Annotated in this window: 12 protein-coding genes; 5 read left to right on the top strand and 7 right to left on the bottom strand. The window is 69.1% G+C overall.

Going from position 1 to position 14296, the window contains the following annotated elements; translation table 11 throughout:
• Positions 1 to 97 precede the first annotated feature (97 nt).
• From AC1DZT_RS09400 to AC1DZT_RS09375, 6 genes are all read right to left on the bottom strand, one after another.
• Entirely contained in the window at positions 98 to 1669 is a 1572-nt protein-coding gene (locus AC1DZT_RS09400; RefSeq protein ID WP_478006362.1) for an MFS transporter, read from the bottom strand.
• Positions 1670 to 1677: 8 nt separating this feature from the next.
• Positions 1678 to 2868 (bottom strand): HlyD family secretion protein, encoded by a 1191-nt coding sequence (locus AC1DZT_RS09395; protein WP_478006361.1) that lies wholly within the window; start codon positions 2866 to 2868, stop codon positions 1678 to 1680.
• Positions 2858 to 5074, bottom strand: coding sequence for a xanthine dehydrogenase family protein molybdopterin-binding subunit (locus AC1DZT_RS09390; RefSeq protein WP_478006360.1), 2217 nt, complete (start codon positions 5072 to 5074; stop codon positions 2858 to 2860). Before AC1DZT_RS09390 ends, AC1DZT_RS09395 begins: the two co-directional genes overlap by 11 nt.
• Entirely contained in the window at positions 5071 to 5556 is a 486-nt protein-coding gene (locus AC1DZT_RS09385) for a (2Fe-2S)-binding protein (protein ID WP_478006359.1), read from the bottom strand. Before AC1DZT_RS09385 ends, AC1DZT_RS09390 begins: the two co-directional genes overlap by 4 nt.
• 12 nt (positions 5557 to 5568) lie before the next feature.
• Positions 5569 to 6903 carry a c-type cytochrome gene (locus AC1DZT_RS09380; RefSeq protein WP_478006358.1) on the bottom strand — a complete coding sequence of 445 codons (1335 nt, stop codon included), beginning with the start codon at positions 6901 to 6903 and terminating at the stop codon, positions 5569 to 5571.
• A gap of 193 nt (positions 6904 to 7096) precedes the next feature.
• Positions 7097 to 7939 carry an alpha/beta fold hydrolase gene (locus AC1DZT_RS09375; RefSeq protein WP_478006357.1) on the bottom strand — a complete coding sequence of 281 codons (843 nt, stop codon included), beginning with the start codon at positions 7937 to 7939 and terminating at the stop codon, positions 7097 to 7099.
• 415 nt (positions 7940 to 8354) lie between these two features.
• Between AC1DZT_RS09375 and AC1DZT_RS09370 the strand changes: the two genes are divergently transcribed.
• Positions 8355 to 9032, top strand: coding sequence for a DsbA family oxidoreductase (locus AC1DZT_RS09370; RefSeq protein WP_478006356.1), 678 nt, complete (start codon positions 8355 to 8357; stop codon positions 9030 to 9032).
• A 6-nt stretch (positions 9033 to 9038) separates the two neighbouring features.
• On the opposite strand, the gene AC1DZT_RS09365 is transcribed toward AC1DZT_RS09370, so the two are convergent.
• Complete coding sequence (locus AC1DZT_RS09365) at positions 9039 to 10220, bottom strand: acetyl-CoA C-acetyltransferase (protein ID WP_478006355.1); 1182 nt, start codon at positions 10218 to 10220, stop codon at positions 9039 to 9041.
• A gap of 95 nt (positions 10221 to 10315) precedes the next feature.
• Between AC1DZT_RS09365 and AC1DZT_RS09360 the strand changes: the two genes are divergently transcribed.
• Genes AC1DZT_RS09360 through AC1DZT_RS09345 form a run of 4 tightly spaced genes read left to right on the top strand, consistent with a single transcriptional unit; the run spans position 10316 to position 14296 of the window.
• Positions 10316 to 12274 (top strand): acetoacetate--CoA ligase, encoded by a 1959-nt coding sequence (locus AC1DZT_RS09360; RefSeq protein WP_478006354.1) that lies wholly within the window; start codon positions 10316 to 10318, stop codon positions 12272 to 12274.
• The gene (locus tag AC1DZT_RS09355) at positions 12271 to 13431 is read left to right on the top strand and encodes a thiolase family protein (RefSeq protein WP_478006353.1); all 1161 of its coding nucleotides are present in this window, start codon (positions 12271 to 12273) and stop codon (positions 13429 to 13431) included. The genes AC1DZT_RS09360 and AC1DZT_RS09355 overlap by 4 nt, the downstream gene beginning before the upstream one ends.
• Positions 13428 to 13847, top strand: a complete 420-nt coding sequence (locus tag AC1DZT_RS09350) for a Zn-ribbon domain-containing OB-fold protein (RefSeq protein WP_478006352.1) — start codon at positions 13428 to 13430, stop codon at positions 13845 to 13847. The genes AC1DZT_RS09355 and AC1DZT_RS09350 overlap by 4 nt, the downstream gene beginning before the upstream one ends.
• Entirely contained in the window at positions 13847 to 14296 is a 450-nt protein-coding gene (locus AC1DZT_RS09345) for a MaoC family dehydratase (RefSeq protein WP_478006351.1), read from the top strand. Before AC1DZT_RS09350 ends, AC1DZT_RS09345 begins: the two co-directional genes overlap by 1 nt.

The following is a 14296-nucleotide window of genomic DNA, read 5'->3' as shown; positions in this document are numbered from 1 at the left end:
GACGTGGGCCTATGCCGTAAGGGCGCGCTACCCGGGACGGGGCAGGCAAATCCGGCTCAGAGGAAGGCCTCCCGCCCCGAGGTGGCCCAAAATCCTCTCATCCCCCCGCCTTGGCTTTGCGGGGCGGGATCAGGGCGGCCAGGCACCAGCAGATCACCGCCACCACCGCCGCCGCGTGGAAGGCATCGGCCGAGGCGAGAACCGTCGCCTGCTTGCGGATCGCCGTGGACAGAAGCGTCAGCGCCGCATCCGTCGTGGCACCCGCCCCTGCCACCCGCGACTTCAGCGCCGCGGTGTAAAGCTGCAGGCGCGCGGCGGTATCGGGGCCAAGCGCCGTGACATGCAGGCCCAGAAGGTTGGAATGAATCTCCTCGCGCCGGGCAAGGTAGGTCTGCATGAAGGAAACCCCGGCCTCGCCCCCCATCAGGCGGCTGGTCTGCATGAAGGAGCCGACGGTGACCGCCTGCTCCGGCGCGATCGAGCTGGTGATCAGCACGACAAGGCTGGTCAGGGCGAAGGACTGGCCCACGGCCTGCAGCACCTGGGAATAAAGGAAATCCGGCGTGGCCCAGACCCCGGTCAGCTGGCCGGCCATCATGCAGGCCACCGCGATCAGCGCCGTGCCCGCGCCCAGCGTCCAGCGCGGGTCGATCCGGGCCAGGACAAAGGCCAGGGGCGCCATCAAGAGGATCTGCGGCAGCGCGATCCAAAGCAGGACATGGCCGATTTCCAGGCTGCGGTAGCCCTGCACCACGGTCAGGAAATTCGGGATCACATAAGCCGTCGACAGGATGAAGAAGCGGTAACCCGCCAGAAGAGCGAACAGCACCAGAAAGGGCAGCTGCGCCAGCGTGGCAAACCGGATCACCGGGGCGCGGGCTGTCACCTCATGCACCACGAAACAGACCAGCGCCAGCACGCCGAAGACGCTCAGCCCGACGATCAGGCCGCTGCTCATCCAGTCCAGCCGCTTGCCCTGATCCAGCACCACATAGAGGAACGAGAACCCGACCCAGGCCAGCAGTAGCCCGGTCCAGTCGCTATGGCGCAGCTTCTCCCAATCGACCGGGTCGCGCTTCATCGCGACGGTCAGGCAGAGGAACATCACCGGCAGGACGAGGCAATATTGCCAGAAGATCCAGTGCCAGCTGAAATTGTTCAGATAGAACCCCTCGATCGAGGTGCCGATGTTCTGCGAGAACTCGGAATTGACCGCATAGACCGCGATGCCGAAGAGGGTCAGGTTCCTGGGCACGCTGCGAACGATGAACATCACCGTCAGCGGGATGAAACTGCCGGAGCCGAGGCCGGCCAGCCCATAGGCCACCAGAAAGGCGTCGAGGTTGGGCGACAGCGGCGCCAGAAGGCTGCCGGTGAAGAACAGCACGATCCCCAGAAGCAGCAGGCGCCGCGTGCCGAAGATCGCCGCCAGATAGGGGCAGGAAATGCCCGAGACGAGCTGACCGATCCCGAAGACCGTGGTGATCCAGGCGCCCTCGTCAAAGCCCACGCCCAGCGCGCCGCGCAGATCGGCGAGGCCCGCGCTGGTGACCCGCGTCGCCAGCACCGCCATCATCGAGCCGAGAAGCACCCCGAAGAGCCCGAGGTAAAGCCGCCATCCCTGCAAGGGCCCCGAGGCGGGCGCCGTCGCCGCTGGGGCCTCCATCATGCGGGACATCATGGCGCGGCCAGTTCGGGCAAGGGCGCAGCCCCGGTATCGACGCGGACCGTGGCCGACATGCCGGGGGCCAGGGCCTTGCCGGCAATCTCCACCGGCTTCAGGGCGACCTTGACCGACAGGCGCTGCGCCACCTTGGTGAAGTTGCCGGTCGCATTGTCGGGCGGCAGCAGGGCAAAGGTGCTGCCCGTCGCCGGGGCGATCCGCGCGATCTGGCCCTGAAGCACCAGCCCTGGAAAGGCATCGAGGGTGACCGTCGCGGGGGAGCCCACCTGCATATGGGCGATCTGGGTCTCCCTGAAATTGGCATTGACCCAAAGGCCCTGGGCCAGGACCAGCGGGGCGACCGGGGTGCCTGCGGCCAGATACTGGCCCGGACGCACCAGCCGCAGGCCCAGCGTGCCGTCGCCCGGCGCGGTGATCCTGGTATAGCCGAGATTGGCCTTGGCCAGCCGCGCCTGCCCCTGCGCCGCGGCAAGCGCCGCGCGCAGGCTGGCCTCGGCGGGGTCAAGCAGCGCCAGCTGGTCCTTCTGCTGGTCGATCTGGGTCAGGCTCAGATCATATTGCGCCTGGGCCTCCTGCAGGGCGGCCACCGCATTGTCGAGGTCGGCCTGGCTGCCCGCGATGCCGGATCTGGTCAACCGGCCCTGCCGGTCAAGCGTGATCTGCGCCAGTTCGGTCTGGGCCTTGGCCACCGCGCTCGAGGCTTCGGCGGCGCGGATCTGGTCCTGCTGGATCGCCCGTTTCGCGGCCATCTGGTCAAGCGCGGTCTGGGCTACGGCGACCTGGGCCGTGGCGATATCCAGCTGCGCCTGGGCATCGGTCGGGTCCAGTTCCAGGATCATCTGGCCCGCATGGACCGCCTGGTAATCGTCGACCGCCACATTCTTCACATAACCCGCGACCTGCGCCGACAGGGGAAGGACATCACCCGCAAGGCTCGCATCGTCCGAGGATTGGATGCGGTTGCCGCTGGTCCAGCTGTCCCATTGCCCGGCGATCAGCCAGGCGCCGAAGACAAAGGCCGCGACGATGCCGATATGCAGCACCGGGTGGCGCAGAAGGCGCAGCCAGATCCCCTCCTCAGGCGCAGACGGGGCGGGGACAGAGGGGGCGGGCGCAGGCGGGGCTGCGGCAGGCGGGGCTGCGGCAGGGGGCGGAACCTCGGCCGGTTTGGCTTTATCGTCCACGGCGGATCGCCTCCGCCGTCATCGGGCCGGCGCGCAGGCGCAGGCCGGTGGCATCGGCAATCGCATTGGCCAGCGCGGCCCCGGTCGGGCCCTGCGCCGTCTCGCCCGCGCCGAGGAAGGCCTCGGTCGGGCGGTCGATCAGATGCACCTCGATCGAGGCCGGCACATTGGCAAAGCGCAGGATCGGATAGCTCGACCAGTCCGAGGTGGTCACCCGGGTGCGGTCAAAGCGGACCCTCTCGAACAGGGTCCAGCTGGCCGACTGGATGATGCCGCCCTCGACCTGGTTGCGCACGCCGTCGGGATTGACGATGCTGCCGGTATCGACCGCCGCCACCACCCGGCCGATCGCGGGCGCCGCGGTGTCGGGGTCGATGGTCAGCTCCAACGCCACGGCGCAATAGGCCTCGAGGTTCTTGTAGCGGGCAAAGGCAAAGCCATGGCCCAGGCCGGGACCGGTGCGGCGCCTGTCCCAGCCATAGGCCTCGGCGGCCTTTTCCACCACGGCGCGGGCGCGCGGGTCCTGCAGATGGCGCAGCCGGAATTCCACCTGGTCCTGCCCCGAGGCGCGGGCGAGGTCGGCCATCGTGCTTTCGATGGTCATCACATTGAGATAGCCGCCAAGCGAGCGCATCGAGGAGCCGCGCAAGGGAAACTCCGGCAGGAAATGCGAGATAACCCTCGCGTTCTGGAAGACATAAAGCGGAATGGCGTTGCGGTCGCCGCCGCCCTCGGGCTGCGGCAGCGGCACGGGCGGCGCGGGTGGGGCGGGGTTTTCCATTTCGCGCGCGGCCAGAAGGGTGCCGGCGGGACCGGGGCGCATCATGTGCGACTGGCTCCAGACCTCGTGATGCCAGGAGGCGATGGCGCCATCGGGGCCGAGCGCCGCCGCGATCCGTGTCACCATGCCGGGGCCGAAGGGTTCCGAGGTATGTTCCTGCTCGCGCATCCATTGCACGCGGATGGTGCGGCCCGGCACGGCCAGGGCGATCAGCGCCGCATCGGCCGCGGCATCGTCGGCACCGTTGTGGCCATAGCAACCCGACCCCTCGGCATGGATGCAGCGCACCTTGTCTTGCGAAAGGCCGAGCATCTGGGCGATGGCATTGCGCAGGGGGAATACGCCCTGCGAATGCGACCAGACCGTCAGCGCCCCGTCCTGCCACAGCGCCAGGGCGCAGGACGGCCCGATCGAGCCATGCGCAAGATAGGGCCGAAAGAAGGACTGCGAAGGACCGAAAACCTCGGGCACCTCACCCGCAGCCAGGATCGTCTGGTCCTGCGAGGGGAGCGTGGGAAGATACTCCGCCAGGGTCGCCTCGTCGGGCAGGCTCGCCACCTCGGCCCAGGTCACAAGGTCGGAGAGGCGGCGCATGGCCTGGATGGCGCTCCATTCCTTTTCCGCCACCACGGCGAGGAAACTGCCGTTCTGCACCACGCGGACGACATCCGGCATCGCCTCCACCGGGGCGGTGTCGATCGCGGTGATCGTGGCGCCCAGGCTCGGCGGGCGCACCACGCGGGCATGCAGCATCCCCGGCGGGCGCATGTCCTGGATGAAGGCCGCGCCGCCGGTGACCTTGGCGGGGATGTCGACGCGCGGCACGGGATGGTTCAAGAGGGTGAAATCGGAAGGGTCGGTCAGGGTCGAGGTCGGCGCGGCTGCGACATGCAGGAAGGTGTCGCTGACCAGTTCGCCGTAAGGAATGCTGTGGCTGGCACCGGCCAGCACATGCCCCTCCGCCGCCGTCACCTGCGACGGGTCGAGGTTCCAGCGCCGCGCCGCCTCTGCCATCAAAAGCACACGGACCTGCGCCGCGGCATGGCGGATCGCGGTGCCCGAATCCGACATCGAATGGCTGGCGGCGGTATAGCCCTCGTTCGGCGTCCGCGCGGTATCGGCGGTGACGATCTGCATCACGGCCATCGGCACCTTCAGCTCCTCGGCCGCGATCTGCAACAGCGCGGTCTTCAGCCCCTGCCCCAACTCGCCCTTGCCGGTGAAGAGGGTGACCGTGCCCGAGGCATCGATCCGCAGCCAGGCGTCAAGCCAGGGGGCGGCGGGCAGATCGCCGGGAAGGCTGGCCGAGGCAGCGACGCCGGTCTCCGTCTGGGCCCCGGCCCTGCGCGCCGCGGCGAGCCGCCAGGAGACGATCAGCGCGCCAGCCCCGGCCAGAACGCTGCGACGGGTCAGGATCGTGGTCATGGTGCCTGCCTCCCTGCGTCCGGGGTCACCGCCTGACCGGAGGCGCGCATCACCGCCCGCAGGATGCGCATATGGGTGCCGCAGCGGCAGAGATTGGGCTCCAGCTCGTCACGGACCTGGGCTTCGCTGGGCCGGGGGTTGCGGCGCAGCAGCCCCTCGGCCCGCATCATCATCCCCGCGATGCAATAACCGCATTGCGCCGCCTGTTCGGCGATGAAGGCCTGTTGCAGGGGGCCGGGGGTGTCGAGCGTGCCCAGCCCCTCGACCGTGGTGATGCTGCGCCCCTCCAGCAAGGAGACGGGGGTGATGCAGGCGAAGGTCGCATCGCCATCGACGAGCACGGTGCAGGCGCCGCATTGGCCAAGGCCACAGCCGAATTTCGCGCCGTTCAGGCCAAGTTCATCGCGCAGCACATAGAGCAGCGGCGTATCAGGATCCGACAGGATCGTCGTCGCCGCGCCGTTCAGCGAGAATGTGGTCATCTCATGCCCCTTTCAGTGGTCCGAAGCCCTGGCCGCAGCCATCGCTTGCCTGACGCCGGAAATGCTGCCGGGCAGGTCCGCCCAGGGCGGCGCCGCCCCCTTGGCCTGGCGCAGAAAAGCGACGAGGCTCGCAAGATCTGCGTCATTCATCGCCGCGCCAAAGCCCGGCATGACCGGCGCGGGGTCGGTGTCCCTGGCGGGAATACCGCCGAGGATCAGCCGGATCAGGTTGGTGGGTTGCGCATTGGTCATCGTGCTCGACAGCGCCAGATCGATCCCGCCCAAAGGAAGGGGGCGGCCGGCCTCGTGGCAGCTGGCGCAGGTGTCCCGGTAGACCCTCTGCCCGCGCTCGGTCGCCCCGGCCTCTGGCACCGCGACCTGCCATCCCGCCGATTGCGGCGCATTGGCGCGCGGGGCTGCGGGCGTCACCGGCGCCTCGGCCGGGCGGTCGTCCAGCGTGGCGAGGTAATGGGCGATCGCCGCCACATCCTCGGCCGGGGCCTGGCCCAGGTTTTCGGTGACCGGCCCCATCGGGCCCAGCGCCACGCCGTGATCCGGATGGTGGCCGGTGGTCAGATATTGGGTCAGCGCCGCCTCGGTCCAGCGCACCCTTGCGGTGGAATGGCGGCCGAGCGGGATGGCGTCCCAGCCCTCGGCCTGGCCGCCGGCGAACGCCTGCCCCGCACTCTCGCCCTCGACCAGATTGCGCGGCGTGTGGCAGGCGCCGCAATGGCCGAGGCCCTCGACAAGGTACTTGCCGCGGTTCCACTGCGCGTCCCGGGACGGATCGGGCACGAAGCGCGCGTCACGGAAGGCGAGAAGGTTCCACCCCGCCAGCACGAGGCGGATGTTGACCGGAAAGGGCAGATCGTTCGGCGGCGGGGTGTGGACCACGGGCGGACGGGTCATGAGATAGGCGTAAAGCGCCTGCAGATCCTCGTCGGTGATCAGGGTGAAATGGTTGTAGGGAAAGGCCGGGTAAAGATGCGCCCCCGCCCGGTCCACGCCCTGCCGCATCGCGCGGTCGAAGGCCTCCTGCGACCAGGTGCCGATGCCGGTTTCGGGGTCTGGCGTGATGTTGGTTGCATAGATCGCGCCGAAAGGCGTCAGAAGCGGCAGCCCGCCGGCAAAGCTTTGCCCGCCCGGCGGGGAATGACAGGTCCGGCAATCGCCCAGAAGCGCCAGCTGCGCGCCCCTGGCCACGAGGTCGGGGGCAAATTCATCCGCCTTGGGTGGGGCAATCGGCGGCAGCGCCGGTTCCCAGGCGTACCAAAGCGCCCCTGCACCGGCGACGGCACCCAGGGCCACAAGCACCGCGAGGGTAGGAAAAAGCGGGGAGCGTTTCACAAAAGCCTCCTGCGGCGGGCGGCATGGCACGCCCGGGGGTCAGATCTGTGAGGGGGGAATTGGGGCGGGAGGGGGCGTCCGGGGGGAGGAGCACATTGCGTGCCTCCGGACGATCCCCCTCCCTGCGGTCGCGGGCACGGGGGGCGGATGGGAGCGGGTCCGCGCGCCGTGCGAGGCGCCGTTGGGTCGTGTCTTACTTCTTGATGAAGGCCAGAAGGTCGGCGTTGATCACATCGGCATCGGTCGTCAGCATGCCGTGCGGATAGCCCTTGTAAATCTTCATCTCGCCATTCTTCAGCAGTTTGATCTGCTTTTCGGCGGCATCCTTGTAGGGCACGATCTGATCGTCATCGCCCGCCAGGACCAGCGTCGGCACAGTGATCGCCTTCAGATCCTCGGTCTGGTCGGTTTCCGAGAAGGCCTTGATCCCCTCGTAATGGGCGACCGTGCTGCCCATCATGCCCTGGCGCCACCAGTTGTTGACGACCCCTTGCGAGACTTTGGCATCCGGGCGGTTGAAGCCGTAGAAAGGCCCCGCGGCGACATCGAGGAAGAACTGCGCCCGGTTGGCGGCCAGCGCGGCGCGGAAACCGTCGAAAACCTCCAGCGGCAGGCCTTCGGGGTTGGTGTCGGTCTTCACCATGATCGGCGGCACGGCGCTGACCAGCACGGCCTTTGCGACGCGGCCCTGCGGCTCGCCGAATTTCGCGACATAGCGGGCCACTTCGCCACCGCCGGTGGAATGGCCGATATGGACGGCGTTCTTCAGGTCCAGATGCTCGGCCACGGCAGAGGCATCGGCGGCGTAATGGTCCATGTCATGGCCGCTGTCGACCTGGGAGGACCGGCCATGCCCGCGGCGGTCATGCGCCACGACGCGGAACCCCTTGCCGAGGAAGTAGAGCATCTGGGTGTCCCAGTCGTCCGAGGACAGCGGCCAGCCGTGGTGAAAGGCGATCGGCTGTGCGTCCTTGGGACCCCAGTCCTTGTAGTAGATCTCCACACCGTCCTTGGTCTTCACAAATCCGCTGGACATTCGTCTTCTCCTGTCGTGTTGGGTCGGCTGCGGCGGAGGCCGGGCCGATCGTTGCTTTTGATCATCGTCCTGCCGGCCAGACAAGCACATCCGCTCGGCAAGACGGCCCCGCCGCCCCGGCGCTTTGCCGATGCCTTGGTGTTGTCCTCAAACTAGGCGGAGGCGGCCTTGTCCGGAACTATACGAACGTTTGTGCAGCGGCAGTATCCCCGCAGGCGGGGCGGCCAGACCGTGGCACGCACCGCCAAGACAGGATATCTTCCTCCCACAGCACCCCGCCACGCCTGCCGCACGTGCCCGGTTTCGCAGAGGGCAAAACCCTCCTATGCTGGCCCTGCCGCCCCGCCCTTGCGCGCCGTGCCAGAGCCTTCGCAGGTCTGCCCACCGGCACCGCCCCACCGCAGAGGAGTTTCGCATGACCGCGTCCCGGAAGCCCCCGTCGCTGACCCGCAAGATCACCGTCATCTCGGACACGATCTGCCCCTGGTGTTTCGTCGGCAAATATCGGATGGAGGCGGCACTGGCCCTGCTGGCAGCTGAGGGGCTGGCCTTCGCGGTCGAATGGCACCCCTACCAGCTCAATCCCGACATGCCCGAGGGCGGCATGGAGCGCAGGGCCTACCGGGCGGCGAAGTTCGGCTCCTCGGCCAAGAGCGATGCGATGGACCGGCAGCTGACCGAGATCGGCGCCAGCCTCGGCATCGGCTTTCGCTATGACCTGATCCGGCGGACACCCAACACGCTGGCCTCGCACCTTCTGGTGGCCGAGGCGCTGCAGGCCGGAGGGAGCGCGCTGCAGAACCAAGTGGTGGAAAGCCTGTTCCAGGCCTATTTCACCCAAGGCCGCGATGTCGGTCGGGCCGAGGTGCTGCGCGAGATCGCCCGCGAGGCCGGGTTTGACCACGACCCCGCCGCCCTGCCCGACCTGCGCGCCCGGGTCGCGGCCGAGGATCTTGCGGCGCGGCGGGTCGGGATCAGGGGCGTGCCCAGCGTGATCTGCGCGGATATGCCGCTGTTCAGCGGCGCCCAGCCGCCCGAGGTCATCGCCGAGACGCTGCGCCAGGTCGCCGCCCTGCCCGAGGCGGGGCTCTGACGCGGCCTAACGCTCCAGACAGATCGCGACCCCCTGCCCGCCCCCGATGCACAGCGCCGCAAGGCCACGTTTGGCATCCTTGCGGATCATCTCATGGACCAGCGCCACGACGATCCGGGCGCCGGACCCCGCCAGCGGATGGCCAAGCGCAATCGCGCCACCCGACAGGTTGATCAGGTCGGGGTCCCAGCCCATTTCGCGGTTCACCGCGATGGCCTGGGCGGCGAAGGCCTCGTTGATCTCCATCACCTCCAGATCGTGGGCGCGCCATCCCGCCTTTTGCAGCGCAAGGCGGGCGGCCAGGACCGGGCCAAGCCCCATGTCCATCGGCGCCAGCGCCGCCGCGGCATAGGCGCGGATATGGGCGATGGGCGCGGCACCGATGCGGTCCAGCCCGCGCGGGCTGCCCATCAGGACCGCCGCCGCGCCGTCATTGAGGCCCGAGGAATTGCCGGCGGTGATGGTCCCCTCGGCATCGAAGACCGGACGCAGGCGGCCAAGGCTTTCCAGCGTGGTTGCGGGATTGGGATGCTCGTCCGTCGTGATGGCGCCGGCGGCAGCGCCCCGCACCTCCTTGGCCGTCACAGGGGCGATCTGGCGGGCAAAGCGACCCTCGGCCAGGGCCGCGGCGGTCTTTTGCTGCGAGGCGAGGGCGAAGCGGTCCTGCGCCTCGCGCGGGATCTGGTAGCGGCGGGCCAGCGCCTCCACCGTCACCCCCATATGCACATCGTGGAACGCGTCCCAAAGCCCATCGACGATCATCGAATCCTGCAGCGCGGTGGCGCCGAAGTACCGCGCCGCACGCCCGCCATAAAGCAGATGCGGCGCCTGGCTCATTGAATCCTGCCCGCCCGCCACGATCACCTCGGCATCGCCGCAGCGGATGGCCTGGGCGGCCAGATGCATGGATTTCTGCCCGGCGCCGCAGACCTTGTTCACCGTCATCGCCGGGATGGTGACGGGAAAGCCCGCCCGGATCGCCGCCTGCCGCGCCGGGTTCTGCCCCGCGCCGCCCGTCAGGACCTGGCCGAGGATAACCTCGTCCACCATCGCAGGATCGACCCCGATGCCCTCGGTCACCGCCTTCAGAACGGTTGCGCCAAGCTCGGCCGCGCTGTGATGGCGCAGCGCCCCGCCCAGCTTTCCCACCGGCGTCCTGGCGGCGGCAGCGATGTAAACCCCGGTCATTCTTCCCCGCTTGACATTCTGGTCATTACCAATAATCTAGCGAAAAAGCACTGCCCGCGCAAGGCGCTTCACGCCCGCAGGCAGGGGAGGTTGCGATGAATTCCGATATCCTCTGGTCGCCCGACGGTTCTGCCGCGGCGGCCACGGCCCTGGCACGTTTTGCGCAGGCACAAGGCTTTGCGCCGGACCCGGCGCGGGTCGATTACCCCGGCCTGCACGCCTGGTCGGTCGCCGACCCCGGCGCCTTCTGGTCGGCGCTGTGGGATTTCACAGGCATCCCGGGCGAGAAGGGCGCGGTCGCCTTCGCCCCCGACGAAGCCGCCTGGATGACCGGCGCACGGTTCTTCCCGCAGGCGCGGCTCAACTTCGCCGAGGTCATGCTGCGGGGTGCGGCGGATCAGGTCGTCCTTCACGCCGTCGCGGAAACCGGCGCGCTGGAAAGCCTGACCCGCGGCGCGCTTTGCGCCCGGGTGGCGCGGGTGGCGCGGGGCCTGCGCGCGCTGGGGATCGCGCCGGGAGACCGGATCGCCGGGATGCTGCCCAATTCCATCGACGCGCTGGTGGCGCTGCTGGCCACCGCGGCGGTGGGCGGTGTCTGGACCACATGCTCACCCGATTTCGGCACCACCGCGGTGGTGGACCGGCTGGGCCAGGTCGCACCGCGCGTGCTTTTTGCCGCCGCCTCCTATCGCTATGGCGGCAAGGATCACGACATCCGCGACCGGCTGACCGAGATCCTGGCCCAGATCGGCAGCATCGAGGCGGTGATCCTCGGCGCCGCTGGCGCAGACCCCGCGCTGGACCGCCCCATCCCCCTGTGCCGGCAGGCGGATTTCGGCACCCCGGGCGCGCTGGAGTGCACCCGCCTGCCCTTCGACCATCCGCTTTATATCCTCTACACCTCGGGCACGACGGGCGCGCCCAAGGCGATCGTGCACCGCGCGGGCGGGGTCGTCCTGCAGCATGTGAAGGAACATGTCCTGCATGGCGACGTGCGGCCGGGGGATGCGCTTTTGTGGTACACCAACACCGCCTGGATGATGTACCACTGGATGGTCTCGGTCCTCGGCTGCGGGGCGGCGGTCGTCCTTTACGACGGCGCCCCGATCCTGAAGACGGCGGCGGGGCTGGATTGCACGCCGCTCTGGACGGCGGTGGAGGCGGTCGGCGTCACCCATCTGGGCATCAGCCCGAAATACCTGTCGACCCTGGCGGCAGAGGGCTACTACCCCGGCGCCCGCCACGACCTGAGCCGCCTGCGCGCGCTTCTGTCCGCCGGGGCGCCGGTGATGCCGCAGCAGTTCGACTGGATCTATGCCCATGTGAAATCCGACATGATGTTCGCCTCGATCTCGGGCGGGACCGAGATCCTCGGCTGTTTCCTTCTCGGCTCGCCGCTCCATCCGGTGCGGCGGGGCGAGTTGACGGTGCCGGCCCTTGGCCATGCCGTGGCGGTGCTGGACGACCGCGGCGCGCCGGTGATCGGGCGGCGGGGGGCGCTGGTCTGCACCGAGCCCTTCCCCTCGATGCCTTTGACTTTCTGGGGCGAGGACGGCGATGCGCGGTACCACGCCACCTATTTCGCCGACCGCCCGCAGATCTGGACCCATGGCGATGTGGCCGAACTGACCGTGACCGGCGGCGGCATCGTGCATGGCCGGGCGGACAGTACGCTGAAGCCCGGCGGCGTGCGGATCGGCACCTCCGAGATCTATGCCGTCTGCGAAACCTTCGCCGAGATCGCCGATTGCGTGGTCTTCGGCGCGGTCCATGACGGCGACGAGGAGGTCGTCCTCTGTATCAAGCCCGCCGCCCCGATCGGCCACCAGACCGTGGCCGAGATCCGCGCCCGCATCCGGGCCGAGGTCTCGCCGCGCCACGTGCCGGCCCGGGTGCATCTGGTGGCTGACGTGCCGATGACGATCAATGGCAAAAGGGTCGAAGGTGCGGCCCGCACCGCCGCTGCCGGTGGCGTGGTCAAGAACCTCGGCTCGCTGCAGAATCCCGCCTGTCTGGCCGAATACGCCACCCTGCGCCGGGAGGAGGCGCTGTGAGGCACCTTTCCTGCGCCCCCGCGATCAGCGGCATCGGCGAGCTGACCCCGCAGCGCCGGACCGAAGGCGTGACCACGCTGGAACTGATCGCGCAAGTCGCCCGGCTGGCCGCGCGCGATGCCGGCATCGCCCCGCAAGAGATCGACGGGCTGCTCGTCGGCCCCCAGGTCGGCGAGACGCCGCAGCATGTGCCGGCGACGGTGGCCGAATATCTCGGCCTGAAGCCCACGATGGCCAATGTGGTCGACCTGGGCGGCGCCTCGGGGCCGGGGATGATCTGGCGCGCGGCGGCGGCGATCGAGGCGGGCATGTGCGAGACCGTGCTCTGCGTTCTCGCCAATCACCGCGACGACGCGGCCCCGCGCAGCCCGAACCGCAACCCGATCCGCGAATTCGACGTGCCCTTCGGCGCCTCGGGGGCGAACCTGTCCTACGCGCTGCTGATGCAGGCCCATATGGCGGCCCACGACACCCGCCCGGAGGATTACGCCGCCATCGCCGCCGCCGCGCGGGCCAATGCGCAACGGAACCCTGCGGCGATCTTTCACGGCAAGCCGGCCAGCGTGGCCGAGGTGCTGGCCTCGCCCCTGATCGCGGCGCCCCTGCATCTTTACGAGATCGTGATGCCGGTCGCCGGGGGCGAAGCCGTCATCGTGACCTCGGGCAAAAGGGCCGCGGCGGGACGGCACAAGCCCGTGCGCCTGCTGGGCGCGGGCGAGAAGGTCACCCACCGCGCCGTCAGCCAGGCGCCGTCGCTGACCTCGGGCCCGCTCAAACCCGCGATGGCGCGGGCGCTGGCGCAAGCCGGGATGCGGGCGCAGGACATGCGGCTTCTGTCCCTTTACGACTGCTACACGATCATGGTGGCCATCACGATCGAGGATGCGGGGCTCTGCGCGCCGGGTCAGTTCGGCGCCTTCCTGCGCGATGCGGGTCTGGGGCACGACGGGGCCTATCCGCTCAACACCCATGGCGGGCAGCTGGGCTTCGGCCAACCCGACCTTGCCGGCGGGATGACCCATGTGGTCGAGGCGGTGCGCCAGCTGCGCGGTGCGGCGACAGGGCGGCAGATCCCGCAGGCGACCTCGGCCCTGGTCACCGGCAATGGCGCCACGATGTCCGAGGCGGTGGCGCTGGTCCTGGGGGCGGAAGCATGAGCGATCTGGCAGAGTTGAAGGTCCCCGGCCCGACGATCACCGCCCTGACCCGGCCCTTCTGGGCGGCAGCGGCCGCGGGCCGGCTGCTGGTGCAGCGCTGCCCCGACTGCGGCGGCGCCAATCTTTACCCCCGTGCGATCTGCCCCGCCTGCTGGTCGGACCGGCTTGGCTGGGAAGAGGCCTCGGGCGCTGCGCGGCTCATCTCCTTCTCCATCGTCCACAAGCCCGGCCACCCCGGCTGGGCCCCCGCCGCGCCCTATGTCGTCGGATTGTGCCGCCTTGCCGAAGGCCCTACCATGCTCAGCAACATCCTGTGCAACGGCAGGGCCCCGGCTGTCGGCGCAAGTCTTGCCATGACGCCCACCAGGATCGGCGGCCAGATATTGCCCGCGTTTTGCATAGAGGAGGATTTGTGATGACCGAGACCAAGGATGGCTGGGCGGGAACGATCAAGGGGCGCCCCTCGGTCGGTCAGGCGGCCGAACGCAGCCGGACGACGCGGATGGAGGATATCATCGCCTTCACCGCGATGACCGGCGACCGCAACCCGGTGCATTACGACAAGGCCCTGGCCGAAAAGACCTCCTTCGGCAAGCTGATCGTGCAGGGCGGCGTCACCACCGGCATCCTGAACGCCGTGGTGGCCGAAGACCTGCCGGGGCCGGGGACGGTGTTTCTGGGCGTCGAATGGAAATTCGTCAAGGCCGTCGGCATCGACGAGACCATCACCGGCCGGGTGGAGGTGACCGAGGTGCGCGCCGACAAGCCGATCTGCAAGCTGCGCACCGAGGTGCGCGATGCCGCGGGCGATCTGTGCCTGACCGGCACCGCCACGACCTACACGATGCCGCTGACCGGCCTCTAG

This window comes from Rhodobacter sp. P1_C2 (assembly GCF_056406375.1).
The sequence above is the reverse complement of the archived record's forward strand: the minus strand, read 5'-3'. Positions and strand labels throughout refer to the sequence as shown.